Raw genomic sequence first — 22,355 nt, forward strand, 5'->3', positions numbered from 1 at the left:
ACTTCACCTCAGGCCGCGTAGAACACGGGGCGCGTGGGGCGCGGGTTGCTGACGAACTTCATCTCGTTGATCATCTTCTTGAAGTCCTTCTGGTCGATGCCCGTGGAGCCCTGGGCCTGCGAGCGGGTGGCGTACTTCTCGTAGGTGTCGACCACCTTCTTCGCCTCCGGCGTGAGGCGGTCGTAGTTCTGGCGCGCCCACTTCATCGTGTCGGTGAACTCGGTGCCGGCCGCCTGGCCGTCCAGGTCGCCCGCGCCCTTCTCGATGGCGGCGGTCAGGTCGTTGCCGGAGATCTTCCCCTTCTTGGCGTCCAGGCCCTCCAGCGCGTCGCGCATGGATCTGTCGTGGAAGGTCTTGAAGCCCTCCATCTTCTTGAACATGGCGTCCGCCTCCTTCTGGGTCATGCCCTCCGGGCCGGCCTTCTTCGCGGCCTGCTGGTAGGTCTTCAGGACCTCCTTGGCCTCGGGCGTGAGGCGGCTCTCGTTCTTGGCGGCCCACTTCTCGAACTCCTTCAGCTCGGAGGTGGAGGAGTGGCCGTCCGTGTCGGAGATGCCGTCCTTGATGGCCTGGGTGAGGTCCTCGCCGGAGATGGGGCCGCTCTGCTTGTCGAGCGCCTCCGTGGCCTTGCGGGCGCTCACGTCACCGGCGCCCACCTTGCTCAGCTCCTTGTTGAGGGCGGCGGTCTCCTTGGCCGTGAGGCCGGTGCGGCCTTCGGCCTGCGCGGCCTTGGCGTGCTTGCGGTAGACGTCCAGGACCTCCTTGGCCTCCGGGGACAGGCGGCTCTCGTTCTTGGAGGCCCACTTCTCGAACTCCTTCAGCTCCGCGCCGGCGGCCTGGCCGTCGTGGTCCGCGGTGCCGGTCTTGATGGCGCGGGCCATGTCCTGGCCGGACACCGTGCCGCCCTGGGTCTTGCTGTCCAGGTTGGCGAGCGCCTTCTTCGCGCCGGCGTCACCCACGTCGCGCATCTCCGCGAGCATCTTCTTGAAGTCGCCCTGGGGGATGCCGGACTCGCCGCGCGACTGGGAGAGCGCCGCGTACTTGCTGTAGATGTCCATCACCTGGCGGGCTTCCGGGGTCAGGCGCTCGCGGTTGTTGGCGGCCCAGTCCGCGACGGCGCGGTACTCACCGGAGGCGGCCTGGCCGTCCAGGTCCCCGACCGCGGCCTCGATGCTGTTCGCGAACTGCTCCGCGCCGATGGGGCCCGAGGTCTGGTTCAGCTTGTTCATCTCCACCAGGGCGCCCAGGTCCTTGGGCTGCCAGTTGTCACGCGGGCCCACGCAGCCGTGGCCCTGCATGGAGAAGCGGTCACCCAGGTGAGAGTGGCGGGACTGCAGGTCCTGCAGCTGCGACTTCATGCCCTCCATCTGCGACTTCATGTTGTTGAGGGTGGCCTTCATCTCCGCCGCCTGCTTCGCCGGGGACGAGGTCCCGCGCAGGACCGCGAGCTGCTTGTCGTTGACGGTCGCCTTGTTGAGGGTGGCGGTGACGGTGGACTTGATGGTGGTCATTTTTGATCTCCGGGTGGAGCGGCTTCCGTTGCGGAAGCGGTCATGCCGGGACCTATTGCGCGCGTCGTGCCAGCCCCTTGGGTCGGCACACCCTGAAGGATTCCATGGGGTTACGCGGCGATGACGCGAACGCCGGGGTGGTGACAACAGTCACCAGCGGTGATGACAGTCATCATCCCCCCGCCCTCGGGGTGGTGACCCAAGGCATCACTTCCGGCGCGCGGGCTTGAACGCCTTGCGCACGCGCTGCTTGCCGGCGGGCCGGTCCGCGACGTGGACGTAGCCCCGCTTGAGGAAGAACGGGAGCGTGCCCGTGTAGGCCATTCCGTTGCTGATACGCGCCGAGCCCCTGGGCGGTTTCACCGGATAGCCTTCGAGGGTGGCGGCGCCTTCGCGACGCACCGCGGCCTCCACAGCGGCGAGCAGCGCGGTGGCCACGCCCTGGTTGCGCCAGCTCCGGTGGATGAAGAAGCAGGGCACGGAGGTGACGGCGTCCGCGTCGTCGCACGTGAAGCTGGGGGCCCGGTCCAGGCGCGAGAAGTGACGGCGCGGGCCGAAGGTGGCCCAGCCCACCGGTACGCCGTCCGCGTAGGCGAGGACGCCCTTCGCCTCTCCGCTCGCGACCAGGGCCTTGAAGCGGCGCTTTGCTTCAGGGCCTCGCACGTCGTCGTAGCGCTCACCCTCCGGGATGCGCCAGTACATGCACCAGCAGCCGCCACAGGCGCCGTTGGAGCCGAAGAGCTTCTCCAGGTCGGGCCAGAGCTCCGGGGTGAGCTCCACGGTCTTCAGGTCGGGTGGCGCCATGGGGCGTCCGTTCTAGACGCCGCCGCGCAGCTCTGTCTCGGGCCAGAGGGCTCCGTCCCTGGGGGTGAGCAGGAAGGTCAGCTTCCCCTGGTGGAAGCCGCGCACCGGGCCCGTGGGCTCCGGGTAGCCCGGTGGCAGGCGCCAGTCCGGGGGCTGGAGCGGCGTGGCGGCGATGGACTGCCCCTGGCGCAGGGCTCCCACGTCCTGGTCCGTGAGCGCTCGCGAGGACGTCCAGGGGAGCAGGTCGCGGCCGTGCCGTTCGATGCGAGCGCCAGGGCCGGGGTCCTTCCACGGGCCGATGGCCGTGCGCTTCAGCGCAGAGAGGTGCGCGCCGCAGCCGAGCGCGCGTCCCAGGTCTCGGGCCAGCGAGCGGACGTAGTAGCCGCCACGGCAGGTGAGCTCCAACGTGCTGGCTTTGGGCAGGTCGTGCGACAGCCAGCGCGCGGTGTGCAGGTACACGCGCGAGGGAGGCAGGTCCACGGCTTCGCCCCGGTGGGCCTTGCGGTAGGCGGGCTCACCGCCGAGCTTCTTCGCGCTGGTCGCGGGCGGGATTTGATCCGTCCAGCCGAGGAACGGGCGCAGTGCTTCATCGAGGCGCTCGGGTGTGAGCGAGGTCGCGTCCCCCTGGTGCACGGGGCGGCCGTGCAGGTCGCCGGTGTCCATCTCCGTGCCCCACTCCACGCGGGCCTCGTAGACCTTGGGTGCCGCGTGCAGGTGTTCGAAGAGGTGCGTGGCCGGGCCCACCAGCATCAGCAGCAGCCCTTCCGCGAACGGATCCAACGTGCCGCCGTGGACCAGCGCCGTGCGGCGGCCGGGCCTCGTTGCCTGGGCCTCCTCCTGGAAGGCTCGGACGGTGGTGAAGCTGGTGGCGCCCACGGGCTTGTGCGTGAGGTAGAGGCCGGGGGTCATTCGTCGTTTCCGTTCCGCTTCACCATCGTCGCGCCCTGCTGCTTCTCCAGGTGCACGGGCGAGGTGCCAGTCTTGTCCGTGATGACTCGCGCCAGGGATTCCGCGTGCGTCGTCACCCAGATCTGGCTGTCCTCGGAGGCGCGCACGATGAGCCGGCCCAGGGGCTCCAGCAGGTCCGGGTGCAGGCTGGTCTCCGGTTCGTTCAGCGCGAGGAATGGCGGCGGCCTGGGACTGAGCAGCGCCGCCAGCAGGCACAGGTAGCGCAGCGTCCCGTCCGACAGCTCCGGCGCGGCCATGGGCCTCGACAGGCCAGGCATGTGCAGGAAGAGGCTGAAGCGGCCGTTCTCCGCTCGAATCTCCAGCCTGGCTCCGGGGAAGGCGTCGTCGATGCCCTGCTCCAGGGCGCGGTCATCGCCAATCTCCCAGATGGTCTGGAGCGCCGCCGCGAGGTCGCGCCCGTCCGACGCGAGCACCGGCGTGCGTACGCCCACCTGCGGGTGCCGGGGCAGCGCGTCCGGGTCCGTGCGGAAGTGGTGGTAGAAGCGCCACGCGCTCAACGTGCGTTGGACCTCGCCCAGCCTTGGGAAGCGGTGCGGTTCGGCGAGCTGATCCATCACCGACTCCGAACCCCACAGCTCCGTGGGGAACGTGATGCGCTTGCCGTCCGCGTCGCGGATGAAGGCCGTGCGGTCCTTGCGCTCCATCAACACCAGACGCCGGCCTCCGGAGTGCGCCCAGAGGTGCTCCTCCTTCACCTCCGGATCCAGGGTGAACATCGTCTGGGGTGGCGACGTGGGCACCACGCCGCACTGCAATTCGTAGGTGAGGTCGTCCAGGTCCACCGTCACGCGCATGCGCGCCGGCTTCTTGGGGTCACGGGGGCCGGCCCACATCACGCTCGAGGTGCCGCCCTCGTCCGCCAGCGTTCGCGCGAGCCTGCCCTCCGCCGCCGCCGCGAGCAGATACAGCGCGCGATACAGGTTCGTCTTGCCGCTGCCGTTGGGCCCCACCACCACGGTCACCGGCCCCAGCTCCAGGTGGAGCTGACGCACGGAGCGGTAGCCTGCGATGTCCAGACGCGTGAGGGCCATGACGTGCGCGCGAGCCTATCCGGCCCGGAGCGCCTCCGGTGGGATGGCGTACCTGCCTGCTTCCCCGGCACCCCTGCCGTGGTGGCCGACTGGAACGTCGAAGCCATGATTGGGTATGCCTGGAGGACATGGTCCTCCTGCCCCGTTGGCTGTTGCTGGCCCTTCCCCTGGCGCTGAGCGGTTGCTTCTCCGACGGCGATGGCGTGTCACCGCTTCCTCTTCCGCCTCCGGACAGCGGCACGTCCGACGCGGGTGTTCCCGACGCGGGTATCGCGGATGCAGGGGTTCCCGACGCGGGCAGCCCCGATGCGGGCAGTCCTGACGCGGGCGTTCCCGATGCGGGCGGGGATGCCTGGGATGGCGGCGCGGTGACGCTGAGCGACCCGGGCGACATGGTGGATCCCGGGCCCTATTCGGCTTGCGTCTTCCATCCGAAGGTAGGTGAAACCGTCGCCGCCTGTGACGACCCTGCCCTCTTCGACCGGTCCATGTGCCCAGCGGGTGCGTTCGCGGACCTGGACACCGCGAGCGTGTACGAGGTCCGCGTCCGGTCCGCCAACGGGCCCAACCTCACGCCCTACACCGTGGTGCTTCCCTCGGACGGAGGCGTGGGGAGGATCAACGGTCAGCCGCTGGTCCAGCAGGACGTGGGACCCGGTGCGTTCTTCTTCTCGGCGGAGGTTCCATTCGGGACGGGCACGCGCTGGCGCGTGTTCGCCGGCTGCGAGCGGCCGCAGCCGGGACGCATCCATGGCTGCTACGTCCAGTGCTCGCAGGGCAAGGTGCTCACCAACGGCAGCTTCACCGCGATACGCCCTGCCCAGGCCTGGGGGCCCGGTGAGTCCGCGGCCTCCGGGTTGTCCCTCGTCTCCGAGTCCGCCGTCCCGCTGGCCTACCCCGCGGACGTCTACATCGCGAAGGAGCACGCGTACGTGGTGGCCACGGGCGGAATCTTCGGGGCCGGCGGACTGGCGGTCTTCGACGTGAAGCACCGGGCCCACCCCGTGCTCAAGAAGACCGTGCAGCTTGCAGGGGACACCTACTGGAACGGCGTCTGGGCGAAGGACGACGCGCTCTACATCGCGAGCGCCAACTCCGGCGTCATCGTCTACGACATCACCGACCCGGCGAATCCCCAGTACGTGCGCGCGCTGCCCGGTGGCGCCATCAACGTGCACACCGTGCACGTGCAGGGGAACCGGCTCTACGCCATGGCTCCGGCCCCCACCAGCCAGACGCTGCTGTTCGACGTGTCCTCGCCGCTGGCGCCCGCGCTGCTCGAGCGCATCACTCCGTCAGATGCACCCGGCGGCGTCCATGACGCCTTCGCCTACGGCGACCGGCTCTACGTCAACCACACCTTCGACGGCTACATCGCCTTCGACGTAAGCGACCCGGCGCGCGTGCGGGAGCTGGGACGGTATACCTATGCCGAGTCCTACAGCCACGCGAACGCGGTGGGCACCTTCGGGGGACGCACCATCGCCTTCGAGGGTGGCGAGCTGGTGGGCGCGCACCTGCGGGTGCTGGACGTCACCGACCCCGCGAACATGCGGCTCATTGGCGGATACGCGCTGCGCCCCGAGTTCTCCATCCACAACATGGTGCTGGTGGGCACGCGGCTCTACATCGCCTGGTACCACGAGGGCGTGCGCGTGCTGGATGTGTCCGTGCCGCCCAGCCCCCGCGAGGTGGCGTACTTCCACACGTACCGGGAGCAGGAGCCGGGGCGGTTGACGTATGGCCTCTATTCGGGCGCCATCGGCATTCGCGTGCCGGGGGACGGCTTCATCTACGTCGTGGACACGACGCGCGGGCTGCTCATCCTCTCCGAGCAGCCCTGAGCCGAAGCCTACGGAGGGGGCCGCACCTTCGTCCGGCCGCTGCCCACCTCCCGGCACAGCGCCCAGCCGTCATTGAGGACCTTGTCGGACGGCAGTGGCTCCAGCCAGCGCCGCGCCTCCTCATCGACCGTGGAGCTCTCCAGCCGCAGGCGCGCACGGACCTCTCCGCCAACGGCCCGCGAGCCATCCGAGCCGGACGGCACCAGCAGCTCCACCTCCAGGTCCCCGGTCACGACATGATCCGCGCCCGCGGACAGCGCGCGCACCCGTTCGTTGCCCATGACCACGAGCCCCGAGTCCGCCGGGTCCCCATCCATCAGGGCACCATGGACGATGAGGTCTCCCAGCACGACCACGGTCCCCGACAGGTGCACGTGGCCGTGGAGCTCCAGGGGCCCCCGGTAGATGACCAGTTGGTCGTAGTCCGCGCCGAGCGTGATGAACGTCTCCCCGTCGCGCTGCCGGGTCTCCGAGAATTGGGGGAAGGACGCCACCTGTCCGCCGTGACACGACAGCGCGTGAGCGACGATGAACTCCCAGTCCGGGGGGCTCCGCGCTTCGGGGATGGAGATGGGCTCGAAGGCCTGCCGCGTCAGAGCCACCTCCAGCGCCTCCGCCATGCTGTCGCGCCATGCGTCCCGCAGGCGTTGCTGCTCCGGCGTGGGCCAGGGGGGCTCACTGCTCCAGTGGTCCACCACCTTCCCCCCGGGAACGCGGGTGCGCAGGTCGGCGAGCGCGGCTTCGATGTCCGGACGGCGTGGGTGCATGGTGGGCTTCTAGCGCCACAGGGGAGGCTCGCGCATCCGCTCCGGGCCGTGGGCTAGACTTCCCGCGCGCTTCGCGTCGGCCGTGGACCGCGAAGCTTCCGCGCAGGAGCCTTCATCCCATGACGTCTTCCCTTCGCATTCTGGGCACGGGCCTGTTCGCCTGCGCCCTGTCCCTGTCCGGCTGTAGCGACTCCAACCCTCCCGAACCGGGACCGCCGGAGACAAAGCCCCCCGTCGAGCTCACCGACTACATCGACGTGGTCCCCAACGAGCCCTGCATGGACGCGAGCTACGCGGAGCCGAGCGCGAACTGCACCGACCCGGCCAGCTTCAAGCTGACCGGCTGTGACCTGAAGGCGGTGGGCGCCCTGGAGCCCTCCGGCGTCTACCAGGCCATCTTCCGCTACAACGCCACGAGCATGTTCGGCACGGGCTTCCGCCTGGATACCACCCCCAGCTTCCTGGGCGACCCCCTGGTGCGCAACGAGGTGGGCCCCCAGGGGTTCTTCATCACCGGGGAGATCATGAACTCCCTGCTCCGGTTGCAGCGGTACGCGCTCGCGGGCTGCCGCGTGCCGGCGCCCGGCCACATCACCGGCTGCTTCGTGCGCTGCACCGACGGCGTGCCGGACTACTCCGGCACCTTCCACGCCCGGCGGATGAACCTGAACCAGGAAGAGGACACCGGCGCCAGGGACATGCGCCTCGTCTCCGAGTCCGCCATCCCGGAGGGAGACCCCGTGGACGTCTACGTCACCAAGGGCCACGCCTACGTGGTGTCCCTGCCGCGGGGCACGAAGGAGGACGGAGGCCTGAACGTCTTCAACGTGGCGGACCCGGCCCACCCCACGCTCGTCACCCGCGTGAGCCTGCCCAACGACAACTACTGGAACGGCGTCTGGGCCAAGGGCGACGCGCTCTACGTCGCCAGCGCCAACTCCGGCGTCGTCGTCTTCGACATCACCAACCCGGCCAGCCCCCAGTACGTGCGCTCGCTGCCCGGCGGCCCTATCGACGTGCACACCGTGTTCGTGGACGGCGACCGGCTGTACGCCATGTCCCCGTCTCCCAACGGGGAGACGCTGCTGTTCGACGTGGCCTCGCCGCTGGAGCCCCAACTGCTCAGCCGCATCTCCGTGCCGCGCGAGGCGGGCAGCAGCTACCCGCACGACGCGTTCGCCTACCAGGACCGGCTCTACGTCAACCACACGCGCACCGGCTACGTCGTCATGGACGTCGCCCGCCCGGACGTGACGCCCGTGCTGGGCACGTATGCCTTCACCGGCCAGTACAGCCACGCGAACGCGGTGGGCACCATCAACGGGCGCACCATCGCCTTCGAGGGCGGCGAGCGCTTCGGCGCGCACCTGCGCGTGCTGGACGTCACCGACCCGGCGAAGATCCGCCTCATCGGCGAGGTGAAGAAGCGCCCGCAGACGTCCATCCACAACATGGTGCTGGTGGGCACGCGGCTCTACGTGGCATGGTACCACGAAGGCGTGCGCGTCTTCGACGTGGCCGACCCCGCGCACCCGAAGGAGATCGCCGCCTTCGACTCCTTCCAGGAAGCGCACCCGCGCAGCACCGACAGCCTCTACCAGGGGGCCATCGGCATCCGCGTGCCCGGCGACGGGCACGTGTACGTCGTGGACCTGTCGCGCGGGTTGCTGGTGCTGGCGGAGCCGTGACGCGCGGGCGTCACTCCGCTTCGATGCGGTTGCGGCCGTTCTCCTTCGCCCGGTAGAGCCGGGCGTCGGCGACGCGCAGCAGCTCGTCCAGGGTGGTGCCGTCACCCGGCGCCACCGCGAGCCCCGCGCTGAAGGTGACGTGGAAGGTCCCGCCCGCGTCGCCTTCGAAGGTCATCGCCGACAGCTCCTCCGCCGTGCGGGAGAGGATCTCCTTCGCGCTCTCCGGCGTCTCGCCCAGCAGCGCGACGACGAACTCCTCGCCGCCCCAGCGGGCGCGCAGGTCCTCGCGGCGGAAGCGCGCCCCCAGGAGCCGGCCCAGCCGCATCAGCACGCGGTCCCCCGCGAGGTGGCCGTGCTGGTCGTTCACCTTCTTGAAGTGGTCCACGTCCAGGAAGCACAGCGCCAGCGGCTTGTCGCTCCGGCGCGCCTCCGACAGCCGCGTGGCCACCGCCTCCACGAAGGGGCGGCGCAGCATCAGGCCGGTGAGCGCGTCGCGCTCCGTGCGCTCGCGCGACAGCCGCGCCCGCTCCAGCCGCGCGTGCACGCGGGCCCGCAGCTCCTCCTTCAGCACGGGCTTGGCCAGGTAGTCGTCCGCGCCGGCCTGGAACGCGGCCAGCCGGAACTCCAGACCCACCTGCGCGGTGATGAGCAGGACGGGCAGCTCCTGCCACTCCGGCGTCAGGCGCAGGATGCGGCACAGGTCGAACCCGCTGGGCCCGGGCATCTGCACGTCCAACAGCAGCAGGTCCGGGCGGTGCTGCGCGAGCGCGTCCAGCAGGCCGTAGGCGTTCTCCAGCCCCACCACCTCCACCGCGTCGCTCACCAGCGCCTGGGAGAGGGCGCGCACCGCCTCCGGGTCGTCATCCACCACCATCACCTTCGCGCGCTCCAGCCGGCGCGTGGCCACCAGCCGCTCCGCCGCGGTGGCGAAGTCCTGCTGGGTGAAGGGCCGGGGCAGGAACAGCGACGCGCCCGCGTGCGCCGCGCGCACGCGCTCCTGCAGGCCCCCGCCCGTGCTGGAGAAGGCCAGGGGCAGGGACTGGTGGCCCTCCATCGCGCGGAGCGCGCTCGCGGTGGCGAGCCCTGCCTCGCCCATGTGCAGGAGCGCCCCGTCCACCCACTGCCGCTCCACCGTGGCGCAGGCCTCCTGGGGCGTGGCGGCCGTCACCACGCGCACCCCCTCGCGCTCGCCCATCCGCTTCGCGTCCGCGAGCACGGCCGCGTCCTCGTCCACCACGAGCAGCGTGCCCATGGCGGCAACGACGGCCTCCTCGGGCTCCAGCTCCGGGGTGAGGACCGGCAGCGACACCCGGTCCTCCAGCGCGCGGAAGCCCGCGTCCACCCGGGCCCAGTCCAGCGTGCCCCCGGTCTTCACCGGACGGAGCACGTCCTCCAGCGCGCCCGCCGTGATGCTCACTTCGCGGAAGCCGTAGCTGCCCGCGGTGCCGTGCAGCTTGTGCACGACGCCGTAGGCCTCATCCAGGGCCGCCGCGTCGCCGTGGCGCCCCTTGCCGAGCAGCGCCTGGAGCGTGGCCAGCCGCTCCGGCAGCTTCGCGCCGTAGTCCGCGCTCAGGAGTGCCAGGCTGGCCGCGAAGTCGTCCACCGGCTCCGCGTCCTCCTCGTCCTGGGCCTCCGGGGGCGGGGGCGGGGGCGGGGCCACCGCGAAGAGCTGCTCCAGCCACACCGCCAGCTCCTCCGGCCGGTAGGGCTTGTGCACCACGCGCGCCACGCCCAGCTGGCGCGTGAGCAGCTCGTGGCTCTTCAGGTCCTTCCAGAAGGCGGACGCGAAGAGCACCGGCAGGCCCGGCTTCGTCTTGCGCAACTCACGGATGAAGTCCGCGCCCGTCATGCCCGGCAGCAGGCCGTCCACGATGGCGGCGTCCACCGGCTTGGATTGGAGCACCTCGCGCGCCTCCGCGGCGGAGCGAGCGGGCGTCACCTGGTAGCCCTTTTCACGCAGGAAGGTGCAGACCAGCGTCTGGAGGTCTCGGTCGTCCTCCAGGAAGAGGAGCGTCTTGGCGCTACGCGCGGTGCTCATGGCATCGCCTTTCGAGGCTCGGCCGCGGCGTCGCGGCGGGCCAGCAGTCCGTTGAGCAGCTCCCGCACGGAGGCCACCAGCTCTTCTTCAGAAGCGCGGGCCTTCGTCAGGTGCCGGGTGATGCCCAGGGTGAGCTGGCGCTGGTCGGTGCGCGACAGCTCGCGGCCGGTGAAGACGATGAGCGGCGTGGCGCGGCCCTTGCCCTGGCGCAGGATGTCCACCACCTCGAAGCCGTCCAGCCGCGGCAGCCCCACGTCCAGCACGATGAGGTCCGGGGGCGTGTCGCGCGCGAGCGCCACCGCGCTCTCCCCGTCCGCCGCTTCGATGCACAGCGCGCCCAGCCGTTCGAACTGCGCGCACAGCACCCGGCGCGTGGTGGCGTCGTCATCCACCACCAGCACGCGCGCCTGGCCCGGCTGGCGCATGGCGTAGCGCAGTGTCTTCAGCAACCGGGTTTCATCCACGGGCGTGGGCAGCCAGTCCACCAGCAGCGCCGTGCCCGCGTCCTTCGCCCCTGGCTGCGAGCGCCCGGACAGCGCAAGCACGGGCAGTTCGCGCGTGCGCGGCTGTTCCCGCAGGCGGCGCACCCAGTCCAGCACGGGACCGTCCGGCATTTGCGTGTCCACCACCAGCGCGTCCGGCAGCGCGTGCTCCACCGCCTGCACGGCCTCCGTGAGCGTGGCGGCGCGCACCACCCGGTAGCCCTCGTGCGACAGCAGGCCGCGCAGGAGGGTGGACAGGTCCGCGTCCGCGGTGACGATGAGCACGTTGTGGCGCGACTCGTCCGTGGGCAGCGCCGCGGTGGCGCCCGGCGCGGCGACACGCAGGGCCTCCAGGGTGAACTGGAAGGTGGCGCCCTGGCCCGGGGGACTCGACACCTCGATGCGGCCGCCGTGCTGCTCCACGATGGCCTGCGAGATGGCCAGCCCCAGGCCGGTGCCGCCCTTGGAGCGGGTGTCGGACGCGTCCAGCTGCTGGAAGCGGCCGAAGAGGCGGGGGAGCTTCTCCTCCGGGATGCCGGAGCCCTGGTCCGTGACGCTGAAGCGCACCCGGCCGTCCACCGAGAAGCCGGCCGCCACCACCACGGAGGCGCCCTGGGGGGAGAACTTGATGGCGTTGGAGACCAGGTTGGTGAGCACCTGGATGAGCCGGTCGCGGTCGCCCTTCACCTGCGGCGCGCCCTCCACGTCCGAGCGCAGGCTGACGTGCGCCGTCTCCGCCATGCCCTGCACGCCCGCGAGCGTGGCCTCCACCAGGTCCTGCGCCGTCTGCGGCTGGAGCTTCAGCTCCAGCATCCCGGACTCCATCTTCTCCAGGTCCAGGATGTCGTTGATGAGGCGGATGAGCCGTTCGGTGTTGGTGCGCGCGATGCGCACCATGTCCAGCGCCTGCGAGGGCAGCTCCCCCACGATGCCGTTCTCCAAGAGGCCCAGCGAGCCGCGGATGGAGGTGAGCGGGGTGCGCAGCTCGTGGCTCACGGTGGAGATGAACTCGTTCTTCATCCGCTCCACGGCCTTGCGCTCCGTGAGGTCGCGCACGAAGACGGTGGTGCGCGGCGGGCCGTCCGCGTGCACACGCGCGAAGGTGAGCTCCGCGGGGAACACGTCGCCGTCCGCGCGCAGGCACGGCGATTCCAGACGCGCCGCGCCGTCCTCCTGGAGGAGCGCGGCGTGGACGGCTTCCCGTTGCGAGACCGGCAGCGACGCGGGCAGCGCCAGCGACAGGAAGTCCGCGCCCACCGCCCGCGCGGACGGCAGGCGGAAGTGGGACGCCGCCGCGGGGTTGAACTCCGCGACGCGGCCGGACTCGTCCAGCACCACGATGCCGTCCGGCGACGCCTCCAGGATGGCCGCCTTGCGCGCGTCGCTGGCCCGCGCCTCCGCGCTCGCGGCGGACAGGGCCTGGGTGCGCTCCGCCACGCGCGCCTCCAGCCCCCGGTTGAGCTCGCCCAGCGCCGCGGACGCACGCGCCAGCCGCACCAGCACGACGAGCACGTAGACCACCAGCAGCAGGCACACGCCGAACAGGACGATGCGCGTGCGCTCCGCGCGGGACTGGGACTGCTCCTGGAGCTGGAGGTACGTGGTGATGAGGCGCTCGGCCTCGCCAGTGGCGCCGTGGTCCATGAGCGCCTGGAAGGACGCGTCCGTGGCGCGCTGGAGCGCCATCAGCTCCCGCGTGCGGGCCTCCAGGGCATCCAGCGCGGCAATGGCGGGGGCGGACAGCGGCTGCTTCTCACGCGCCCGGGCCAGTCGCGCCAGCGAGGCCTCCACGCGGGCGCCCGACGCCTCTCCCGGAGCGCTCGAGGCGAGCAGCACGTCCACGTCCATCGCCTCCACGTGCGCGCGCGGCGCGCCCTGGGGCAGCGCGGCGGCGGTGGCGGCGACGACGCCGGGATAGGACTCCCGCAGGGCGGCGAGCTGCTGGTCCTTCTCACGGGCCGCCGCCAGGAGTGCTCGCGAGCCCTCCAGCACGCGCAGGTACGTGTCCAGGGATGCGTTGAGCGAGCGCATGCCCTCCGCCGGGAGGAAGCCGGGCGCCGTGCGCAGCTGACGGGCGCGGGCGGCCAGCGCGTCGAAGTCCCGGTCGGACGCGCCATGCAGCTGCGCCATGCCCACGCGCTGGCGCAGCACGTCCTGCTCCAGCTCCGACGTGGCCACGCGCAGCTGCCGCAGCTGGGTGCGGTAGTGGTCATGGTCGGCGGTGGAGCCCGGGCGGCCCAGGACGAACAGGGCACACAGCAGCACCAGGGCGCCGGCGGCCAGCGCGGCGGAGCGTTTGGACAGGCGGGGTTCCATCAGGGCACCAGGCGGCGGATTTCCTGCGGCAGGGTCATGGGGTCGAACGGCTTGCCGATGACGCCCACCGCGCCCAGCTCCAGGTAGCGCGCCACCTCCTGCTTCTGGACCTTGGCGGTCATGAAGATGATGGGCGTGTTCGCGGTGGCGGGCTGGGCGCGCAGCCGGCCGAACGTGGTGGGCCCGTCCATGCCGGGCATCATCACGTCCAGGAGGATGAGGTCGGGGCCTTCCTGGCCCGCCTTCTCCAGGGCCTCCGCGCCGGAGGACGCGAGCACCGTCTTCCACCCCCCCACACGGCTCAGGCTCAGCTGCCCGATGGTGCGGATGTCGTCCTCGTCGTCCACGAGCAGGACCTTCTCGATTTTCGCCATGGGAGGGAGTGCTCCAGGGAGAGGGGTTTGGATCGCCGTACGGAAGGCAGGGGGAAACGGATGTCCGTCAGGCGACGTCGGGCCCGGGTTCGCACTCCGGCAGGTCGAAGGAGAAGCGGGTGCCTTCGCTGGGGGAGGTGGTGAAGCGCAGGGTGCCGCCCATGCGGGCCACCAGCCCGTGGGCGATGCTCAGCCCCAGCCCGGTGCCCGGGCGCTTGCGGGTGTCGGACGCGTCCGCCTGGGCGAACTTCTGGAAGACGCGGTCCTGGAAGGCCTCCGGGATGCCGGGGCCGTGGTCCTGCACGCCCACGCGCAGGGCGCCGCCCTCGCGGGTGAGGAACAGGATGACGCGCTCGCCCTGGGGGGAGAACTTGATGGCGTTGGAGAGGAGGTTCGCCAGCACCTGGATGAAGCGGTCCTCGTCCACGCGGGCGCGGGCGTGGGGGAGGTCCACCACGGCCTCCAGGCGCACGCCGTATTCGTCCGCGTAGCCCTGGTGGGCCTGGAGCGCCTGGGCGAGCAGCGGCGCGACCTCCGTGGGCGCCAGGTTCAGGTCCAGCCGGCCGGACTCCATCTTCTCCAGGTCCAGGATGTCGTTGATGAGGCGCAGCAGCCGTTCGCTGTTCTTGTGGGCAATGCCCACCATCCGCGCCACCTGCGAGTCCAGCGGGCCGAGGATGCCGCCGCTGAGCAGCCCCAGCGAGCCGCGGATGGAGGTGAGCGGCGTGCGCAGCTCATGGCTCACGGTGGCGATGAACTCGTTCTTCATCCGCTCCACGCGCTGGCGCTCCTCCTCCAGGAGGCGGGCCTGGGTGACGTCGCGGGCGACGGCGTAGAGCAGCCCCTCCTCCGGGTCCGGCACGGCGTTCCACTGGAGCCAGCGCCAGGTGCCGTCGCGGCAGCGGGCGCGGTGCTCGAACTGGAGGACGGGGATGCCCTCCCGGGCGCGGGCCAGGTGCCGCGAGGTGTCGGCGCGGTCCTCCTCCAGGGCCAGGTCCACCAGGGACGTGCTGTAGAGCTCCGCGTCGGAGAAGCCCAGGGTGCGGCTCCAGGCTCGGGACAGGCGCAGGAAGGTGCCGTCCATGGCGGCGATGCAGAGCATGTCCACGGAGACTTCGAAGAAGCGCTCCTGCTGCTCCAGCGCCGTGCGGGCCTCGCGCTCGTTCAGGGCGTTGAGCTCCCCTTCCGCCCAGGCGGCCATGTCCGCGAGCGCGGCGCGGTCCGCGTCCGAGAAGTCCCGGGGCCGCGAGTCGATGAGGCACAGCGTGCCCACGCGGCTGCCGTCCGCGGCGCGCAGGGGGTGGCCCGCGTAGAAGCGGACGAAGGGTGCACCCAGCACGAACGGGTTGTCGTGGAAGCGCGGGTCCTTCAGCGCGTCCGGCACGATGAAGGTGGTGGGGGTGAGGATGGCGTGGGCGCAGAAGGACAGCTCGCGCGGCGTCTCCGTGCCGTCCAGGCCGATGCGGGCCTTGAACCACTGGCGGTTCTCGTCCACCAGCGAAACGAGCGCGATGGGCACTCGGAACAGGTGCGACGCGGCGCGCACGATGCGGTCGAAGCGTTCGTGCGCGGGCGTGTCCAGCAGACACAGCGAGCGCAGCGCCTGGAGGCGCCGCGGCTCATCCGCGGGCGTCGGGGGAGGAAGCATGGCGTAGCTCCCGTGCTACCCCACTTGTCTGCCATTGAGGAGAGGGACCCGCCCGAAGGCCCGGCCCCCGGGTCGGGAGTGCAGGCGAGCGGACATCCGGTTGCAGCCCGGGAGGATTTGTCTGCTGTTGATGCCGCCTCAGCCGGCGCGGCGCTTGCGGGCGGCCCGCGGCTTCTTCCGGGGCGTGGGAGTGGGCGAGGACCCGGGCGCCGGCTTCGGGGGCATGACGGACACCACGGTGCGCACCACGCGCGCCACGGCCTTGAGCTGGCGGGGCTCCAGGTCGCGCAGCGTGCGCACCAGGCGGCGCAGCTCCAGCGAGTCCTCCTCGCGCGGCGGGGACCGGGACGGAGCCGGAGCGGAACCGGCGCCCACGCCCAAGAGCACGTCCGCGGACACGGACAGCACGTCGCACAGCCGACGCAGGGTCTGGGCGCGGGGCAGCATGCGGCCGCGCTCCATGCGGCTGTAGACCTCCATGGCGATGCCCACGCGCTCCGCCACGTCCGCCTGCGTGAGTCCCAAGCGCAGCCGCGCGTCTCGGGCGGCGGCTCCAAACACCGTGTTCAGCTTTTCATTCACCGGGGCGGGCACGCGGCAAAACCTTGCATCTCTCCTCCGGGGCGCAAGTTTTCGAGGCCTCGGTCAGCGTTCACGCAGCGCGAGCGCGCCCTGGATGATGAGCCCCATGGCCTTCAACCCCTCTTCATCCAGGGGCCTCAGCGCGCGCACCAGCCGGCGCAGGGAGGGGGGATCCTCCTCGCGGTCGGCCAGGGCCAGCGTGAGCGCCTCGTCCGGGGGCGAGGGCCCATCCAACCCCAGCAGCGTGTCCGCGCGGATGCGCAACACCATGCACATGCGGCGCAAGGTGGTGGAGCTGGGCAGCACCCGCCCGCGCTCCATGCGGCTGTAGACCTCCATGGCGATGCCCACCTGGCTGGCGACGTCGCCCTGGGTCAGGCCCTGCCGCTCCCGGGCCTGTCGCGCCGCGGTGCCCACCGTGATGGCCAGCTCCTCGTTCATTGCCGCTCACCACCCCTGGCCGGACCGTGTCTCCCATGAAGTCAGGTGTCCGGCATCCTACCTGACACGGCACCAACACTACCCCAAGGGGCGTCCGCCATGCTATGGACCTTGCAGGTCCCATCCATCCTTTCGCGAATGCATCCTCTCAGCCACGTCCTCCCTCTGAGATTCAACCCTCCACATCCCGAAGCACTCGGGCTTTCCTTCCGCGTAGGAGGCGCCACTCCATGAGCCTGGAGGGAGGACATCCGCTGTTGCTCCAACCCCAGGAGGTGGTGGGCAGCTTCCGGCTGCTGAAGCGCCTGGCCACGGGGGGCTACGGCACCGTGTTCCTGGCGGAGACCGGGGGCTTCCACGTGGCGCTGAAGTTCGCGCTCCAGGGGCCGCAGGACTCCGAGGAAGGCTCGCAGGTGGACGCGCGCACGCTCAAGGAGGTGAGCGTGCTGCACCGCATGACCCATCCCAACGTGGTGGCGTTGCGCGGCTACCACCGCTGGCCGCACCCGCGCACGGGCTACCTGTTCCTGGTCATGGACTACGTGGAGGGTCCCACGCTGTCGGACTGGGCGATGGAGGCGGAGCCCACGGCGCGGCAGGTGGCGCGGCTGTTCGCGGAGCTGGCGCTGACGCTGGACTTCATCCACCGCGCGGGCGTGCGCCACCGCGACATCAAGGGCAGCAACATCATCGTGCGCGCGTCGGACGAGCGGCCGGTGCTGGTGGACTTCGGCTCCAGCGACCACGCCTGCGCCCCGGCCATCACCGACGGGCGGCCGCCGCCGGGCACGCCCAGCTACCGCAGCCCGGAGCTCTTGCGCTACTGGCTGGACAACCCCATGGGCATGTCCCGCTACGTCTACCAGCCCACGGACGACCTCTATTCGCTGGGGCTCACGCTCTTCCAGGTGCTCACCGGGGACTTCCCCTATCCCCCGGGCCTGCCGGCCGCGGCGCTGCTGGGTGGCATCCAGAACATCAAGGGGCGGTCCGCGCGCGCGCTCAACGCGCGCGTGCCCCGCGCCCTCAATGACATCTGCGAGCGGCTGCTGCGCCAGGAGGCCAGCGAGCGCTACCAGATGGGCGCGGATCTCTACGCCGACCTGAGCGCGGCGCTGGAGCGCGCCCCGGACAGCTGGGACACGCCGCTGTTCAACACACCGCCGCCCCACGACGCCGTCACGGAGGAGTCCGACGCGTACTTCGACGGCAACGAGGAGGCCCGCGAGCTGCGCCGCTGGACCCGCGAGCAGGAGCGGCGCATCCCCGGCGCCGCGCCCCACTCCAGCGCGTCCACGCCGCCCGTGCCGCCTCCGCCCGGACCGTCACTGGGGCTGGCCGCGCCGCTGCCCCCGCCCATGCCCTGGTGGGTGGCCCGGCGGCTGGCGTGGCGGCGGCGGTGGGAGCGGTGGCTCCGGCGTCTGGGATTGCGCCGGGACAGGTGAACCTTCCGGGTCTACTGACTTCCACACGACCCTGGAGGTTTTCCCCACCACAGGGTTTGTGCTACCTGCGGGGTTGAGCGATTTCCGCTCCACCTCAGAGGTTGGAAGGCAGGACATGAAGACGCCCGATACGACGACGGAGGAGAACCCCGGCGTGCCCCGCCGGCCGCGCGTGCTGTTCACGGTGGGAGGCACGGCCTTCGAGTTCGTGCGCAAGCTGGAGGTGCGCTCCACTGGTGAGCTGCTGATGCTGGCGCGGCGGCGCTACCGGGGCGGGATGGGCGGCCCGGTGGTCATCAAGCGGCTGCGCAACCCGTCTGGCTTCGTGGAGCGGCGGCGGCTGGTGGAGGAGGTGGAGCTGACGTTCCGGCTCAACCACCCGGGCATCGCGAAGGTCTACCACCTGAAGGCGTACCGGGGCGTTCCGCACGTGGTGATGGAGTACGTGGAGGGCCGGTCGCTGGACACGGTGCTCAACCTGGTGGCCATGCGGCGCAAGCCCATGTCCCCGGCCTTCGGTGCGTGGGTGGTCTCCGAGGTGGCGGAGGCGCTGCACCACGCGCACACGCTGCGGGATGAGTGGAACCGGCCGCTGGGCATCGTGCACCGGGACGTGAGCCCCCGGAACCTGCGCCTGGGCGTGCATGGCGAGGTGAAGCTCACGAACTTCACCGCCGCGTTCTCCACGCTGCCGGGGCGGGAGATCACCAGCCGCCCGCTGGTGAAGGGGGACGTGGCGTACGCCTCGCCGGAGGCGCTGCGGCGCGAGCCCGTGGATGCGCGCAGCGACCTGTTCTCGCTGGGGCTGGTGCTGCTGGAGGTGCTGACGGGGACGCACCCGCTGGCGCAGGGGGACGCGGCGCCTCCGCCCCCGCCGGACCTGCCGCCGGTGCAGGCCCAGGGGCCCACGTGGATGCCCCTGACGGAGGTGGCGGCGCGGATGGCGCTGGTGGGGCCCGGGGAGGTGGAGCGCATGGCGCGCGACGTGCCGGAGGGCCTGCGCGCGGTGGTGGTGCGAGCGCTGCGCCAGTCCCCGGCGGACCGCTTCGGCACGGCGGCGGAGCTGGCGGCGGCACTGAGGGAGTGGCTGCGCGACCATGCGCCCGCGTACGGGCGGCAGGCCGCGGCGGAGGAGGTGGCGGAGGCGGCACGGGAGGCCACGGGCCGGCGCAACCAGGCGGAGCTGCTGGAGGGCGGGCTGCACCCGGAGGAGCTGACCGCGGAGGAGGCCGCGATGACGTCCGAGGCCACCGTCCCGGAGGGTCCGCCGCCGTTCCTCCAGGGCGACGACGTGACGCCGGACCTGAATGACGAGCCCCTGCCCGTGGAGGACCTGGACGAGCTGGCCGGCCCAGATGAAGAGGCACCGGGAGACGACCTCGAGGACGACGACGACGGCCACCAACCGGTGTGAGTTCGCGTCGGCACCGGGTCCCTGGGACGCGGGTCACCCGAGTCCCCCGGGACCAGCGGGGTGCCGCAGGAGGTCCGTGACTGTCTTTTCCTGATTTCGCGCGAGCCATGAAGCATTGCAGTGTTTGGCGAAGCTTCCGCGAGTTGCTTGATTCCTCTCACTCATCAACCCGGTGCGTCACCCCGCCGAGCCGCTCTTCCGGGTGAGGTTCCGAGGGGGATGACAAATCCTGTCACCGCGCGGGTCCGCCGCGACTGACACGCATTCTACCCGCCAGTCAGCGCAAACCCAGACATTGACACGCTTTCGCGAGAACCAATAAAAGACGTGACAGTCTTTTCACCCGCTGGCACTGTGATTTGCGTTTCCAGCTGTAGCCCAGACATACGCCGAGGGCCGGGAGGTCCCCCCGGGTCGGCGTAGGCCTGTCCAATCCCTCCGTTTTCCATGCCGTCCCCCGGCCGTGCTCGCTCCGAGCGCGGCACGGGAAACGTGTCTCCGGGCTTCGCCGGGGGCTCGTGAGGCCGGCGTGTGCCCGCTGTGAGTCATTGGCCTTCTTTCCTGTCTGTCTTCCCAAGGAGTGTCGAGTGAAGCGAACGTCCCCCCGTTGGTTCCGGTCGCGCGGCATGCTGGGCGCGCTCTTGCTGTCCCTGTCTTCGCCGTGGATGGCCGCGTGTAGCTCCGGCTCGAGTGCGCCGGAGCCCTCCGCGCCCGCCGAGCAGACGCAGTCCCAGGTCACCGTCTCCATCGGTGCGCAGGACATCTTCAGCCAGGCCGTGAAGGGCCGCGTCTCCGCCCAGGCCTTCTCCTACTCCGACGTCGCCAGCATCCGCGTCGACGTCTCCGAGCAGGGCACTGGCGGCCTGGTCATCTTCAAGAACTTCGACCTCTTCACCTCCGCTGGGGCGTGGACCGGGAAGCTCCCCTTCCTTCCGAAGGCCAAGGCCCTCAGCTTCTTCGCTCGCGCGCTCGACGCCTCCGGGAACCTCCTCTTCTCCGGCTCGCTTGACGCCACGCTGAACCTCGACTTCGAGACCGTCACCATCCCCCTGGCCCCCGCGAACAACAACGCGGTCATCTCCCTCCCTCGCATCCGAAAGATCAGCATCCCCAGTGCCTTCGCCTCTTCGCAGTCGGGCAACATCACCTTCGCGGTGGAAGCAACGAATGGCGAAGCGCTGCGCTACGCCATCACCTCCGCCGTCGCGGGCAGCGGCAGCTTCTCGCCTCTCAACGGCGCCATCACGCTGCAGAACACCGCGGGCGCCTTCGTCTCCCAGTACACGCCTCCCACGGTGTCTTCCGAGACGGTCTTCACCCACACCGTCACGGTGACCAACCCCGCGGGCCACTCCATCAGCACGACCTTCACCACGAAGGTGAAGCCTCCGGAGACCTCCAGCGGCGTCATCGACACCTCCGTCGCCGTCCTCTTCAACCCCGTCATCAACGGCCTCAACGGCCTGCGGGTCCGTGACACCCAGAACGTCATCTTCACGGCGGACGTGAGTGACGACGGTGCCCAGGACGCGCTCACCTACGCGTGGAGCTTCACGCCCGCCACGGGCACCACCTTCGACCCCGTGCCCGCGTTCACCGGGGACACCAACCCCTCCACGCTCCAGAACTACACCACCACCGTGCAGGGCGACCTGAAGCTCGCCGTGACGGACGGCAACAACGGCACCACCACGCTCACCTACAAGCTCACCCCGGATCAGTTCCCGGACAACCCCGTCGCCGAAGGGCCGCTGGATGGCATCAACAGCATCCGCAACGGCACCGCCCACACGTGTGCCTTGCTGAATGACGGCTCGGTGCGGTGCTGGGGCTACGGGGCCTACGGTCAGCTGGGCTACGAGAACACCCAGAACATCGGTGACAACGAACTGCCGTACACGGCCGGCGCGGTGAAGCTCCTCGGCAAGGCCACGAAGCTGGCGGCGGGTGGCAACCACTCCTGCGTGGTGCTGGACACGGGCCTGGTGCGCTGCTGGGGCCAGAACAACTTCGGACAGCTCGGCTACAACAGCACGCAGAACCTGGGCGACGGCGAGCCGGTGGCCAGCTTCGGCTACGTCAACCTGGGCGGTCCGGCCACGCGCATCGCGGTGGGCGCGGAGCACTCCTGCGCGGTGATGGCCACGGGCAAGGTGCGCTGCTGGGGCCGCAACCAGTACGGCCAGCTGGGCTACGGCCACGTCAACAGCATCGGTGATGACGAGCAGCCCTGGAGCGCGGGCGATGTGAACCTGGGCGGCGTCACCGCCACGGATGTCGTCGCGGGTGGCAACCACACCTGCGCGCTGCTCTCCAACGACAAGATGCTCTGCTGGGGCCTCAACAACTACGGTCAGCTTGGGCAGATCCACTACAACGACATCGGCGACAACGAGCTGCCCAACAGCCAGCCCGCGTTCGAGCCGGCCGGTCCGGTCTCACAAATCTCCGCCGGTGGGACCCACACCTGCGCCCTGCTGAAGACGGGGACCGTGCGGTGCTGGGGCCTCAACAACTCAGGGCAGCTGGGCACGGGACAGGCCCTCAGCTACTCCCTGTTCAGGGACTCCGGGAGCATCGACCTGGGCACCAGCGCATTGCAGATCTCCGCCGGTTCCACCCACACCTGCGCCCTGCTCTCCACGGGCAGCGTGCGGTGCTGGGGCGCCAATGCCTCCGGCCAGCTCGGCGACGGCAAAACCGCGCTCCGGTCCACGCCGGGCCCGGCCGTGGACCTGGATGGCGCCACCGCGTACCAGGTGACGGCCTCGTCCGGAACCCACACCTGCGCGCTGCTCTCCACGGGCAAGGCGCGGTGCTGGGGCCAGGGCAACTACGGTCAGCTCGGCTACGGCAACACCAACAACATCGGTGACAACGAGCAGCCGAGCGCAGCGGGCGACATCAAGCTCCTGCCTCCCGCGCCGTAGTCGCTGACGTCCTCGCGGGCGCCCGCAGGACCGGGGCGCCCGCTTCTTTTTCCGGCCGCAATCCCTTCCGCCTT

Annotated in this window: 16 protein-coding genes; 5 read left to right on the forward strand and 11 right to left on the reverse strand. The window is 70.8% G+C overall.

Features of this window, described 5'->3' with window-relative positions:
* Positions 1-8: 8 nt before the first annotated feature.
* From D7X30_RS19905 to D7X30_RS19920, 4 genes are all read right to left on the reverse strand, one after another.
* Positions 9-1,508: a hypothetical protein gene (locus D7X30_RS19905; RefSeq protein WP_120564525.1), complete on the reverse strand. Its 1,500-nt coding sequence runs from the start codon at positions 1,506-1,508 to the stop codon at positions 9-11.
* A gap of 207 nt (positions 1,509-1,715) precedes the next feature.
* Positions 1,716-2,312 (reverse strand): GNAT family N-acetyltransferase, encoded by a 597-nt coding sequence (locus tag D7X30_RS19910; protein WP_120564526.1) that lies wholly within the window; start codon positions 2,310-2,312, stop codon positions 1,716-1,718.
* Positions 2,313-2,324: 12 nt separating this feature from the next.
* Positions 2,325-3,221, reverse strand: coding sequence for a tRNA pseudouridine(55) synthase TruB (gene truB / locus D7X30_RS19915; protein ID WP_120564527.1), 897 nt, complete (start codon positions 3,219-3,221; stop codon positions 2,325-2,327).
* Entirely contained in the window at positions 3,218-4,312 is a 1,095-nt protein-coding gene (locus tag D7X30_RS19920) for an AAA family ATPase (protein ID WP_120564528.1), read from the reverse strand. The genes truB and D7X30_RS19920 overlap by 4 nt, the downstream gene beginning before the upstream one ends.
* A gap of 128 nt (positions 4,313-4,440) precedes the next feature.
* Between D7X30_RS19920 and D7X30_RS19925 the strand changes: the two genes are divergently transcribed.
* A complete protein-coding gene (locus tag D7X30_RS19925; protein WP_233591675.1) occupies positions 4,441-6,156 on the forward strand; it encodes an LVIVD repeat-containing protein in 1,716 nt (571 codons plus the stop codon).
* Between the two features lie 8 nt (positions 6,157-6,164).
* Here the strand turns inward: D7X30_RS19925 and D7X30_RS19930 are convergent, their stop codons facing one another.
* Positions 6,165-6,923: a hypothetical protein gene (locus D7X30_RS19930; protein ID WP_120564529.1), complete on the reverse strand. Its 759-nt coding sequence runs from the start codon at positions 6,921-6,923 to the stop codon at positions 6,165-6,167.
* A 119-nt stretch (positions 6,924-7,042) separates the two neighbouring features.
* Between D7X30_RS19930 and D7X30_RS19935 the strand changes: the two genes are divergently transcribed.
* Positions 7,043-8,611 carry an LVIVD repeat-containing protein gene (locus tag D7X30_RS19935; protein ID WP_120564530.1) on the forward strand — a complete coding sequence of 523 codons (1,569 nt, stop codon included), beginning with the start codon at positions 7,043-7,045 and terminating at the stop codon, positions 8,609-8,611.
* A gap of 10 nt (positions 8,612-8,621) precedes the next feature.
* Here the strand turns inward: D7X30_RS19935 and D7X30_RS19940 are convergent, their stop codons facing one another.
* The 6 genes from D7X30_RS19940 to D7X30_RS19965 form a co-directional block, all read right to left on the reverse strand.
* Positions 8,622-10,649: a response regulator gene (locus tag D7X30_RS19940; protein ID WP_120564531.1), complete on the reverse strand. Its 2,028-nt coding sequence runs from the start codon at positions 10,647-10,649 to the stop codon at positions 8,622-8,624.
* Positions 10,646-13,447, reverse strand: coding sequence for an ATP-binding protein (locus tag D7X30_RS19945; protein ID WP_120564532.1), 2,802 nt, complete (start codon positions 13,445-13,447; stop codon positions 10,646-10,648). Before D7X30_RS19945 ends, D7X30_RS19940 begins: the two co-directional genes overlap by 4 nt.
* Complete coding sequence (locus D7X30_RS19950; protein ID WP_014400722.1) at positions 13,447-13,821, reverse strand: response regulator; 375 nt, start codon at positions 13,819-13,821, stop codon at positions 13,447-13,449. Before D7X30_RS19950 ends, D7X30_RS19945 begins: the two co-directional genes overlap by 1 nt.
* Before the next feature lie 67 nt (positions 13,822-13,888).
* Positions 13,889-15,469, reverse strand: coding sequence for an ATP-binding protein (locus D7X30_RS19955; protein ID WP_120564533.1), 1,581 nt, complete (start codon positions 15,467-15,469; stop codon positions 13,889-13,891).
* Between the two features lie 138 nt (positions 15,470-15,607).
* The gene (locus D7X30_RS19960) at positions 15,608-16,063 is read right to left on the reverse strand and encodes a helix-turn-helix domain-containing protein (protein ID WP_120564534.1); all 456 of its coding nucleotides are present in this window, start codon (positions 16,061-16,063) and stop codon (positions 15,608-15,610) included.
* Between the two features lie 51 nt (positions 16,064-16,114).
* Positions 16,115-16,492, reverse strand: a complete 378-nt coding sequence (locus tag D7X30_RS19965; protein ID WP_120564535.1) for a helix-turn-helix domain-containing protein — start codon at positions 16,490-16,492, stop codon at positions 16,115-16,117.
* Between the two features lie 230 nt (positions 16,493-16,722).
* Between D7X30_RS19965 and D7X30_RS19970 the strand changes: the two genes are divergently transcribed.
* The 3 genes from D7X30_RS19970 to D7X30_RS19980 all read left to right on the forward strand — a co-directional run bounded on the left by D7X30_RS19970 (position 16,723) and on the right by D7X30_RS19980 (position 22,281).
* On the forward strand, positions 16,723-17,937 hold the full coding sequence (locus tag D7X30_RS19970; protein WP_120564536.1) for a serine/threonine-protein kinase: 1,215 nt from the start codon (positions 16,723-16,725) through the stop codon (positions 17,935-17,937).
* 115 nt (positions 17,938-18,052) lie between these two features.
* A complete protein-coding gene (locus tag D7X30_RS19975) occupies positions 18,053-19,351 on the forward strand; it encodes a serine/threonine-protein kinase (RefSeq protein WP_120564537.1) in 1,299 nt (432 codons plus the stop codon).
* Between the two features lie 626 nt (positions 19,352-19,977).
* On the forward strand, positions 19,978-22,281 hold the full coding sequence (locus D7X30_RS19980) for an RTX toxin (RefSeq protein WP_120564538.1): 2,304 nt from the start codon (positions 19,978-19,980) through the stop codon (positions 22,279-22,281).
* The last annotated feature ends 74 nt before the right edge of the window (positions 22,282-22,355 follow it).

Source organism: Corallococcus sp. AB011P (assembly GCF_003611605.1).
GTDB classification, from domain to species: Bacteria; Myxococcota; Myxococcia; order Myxococcales; family Myxococcaceae; genus Corallococcus; species Corallococcus coralloides.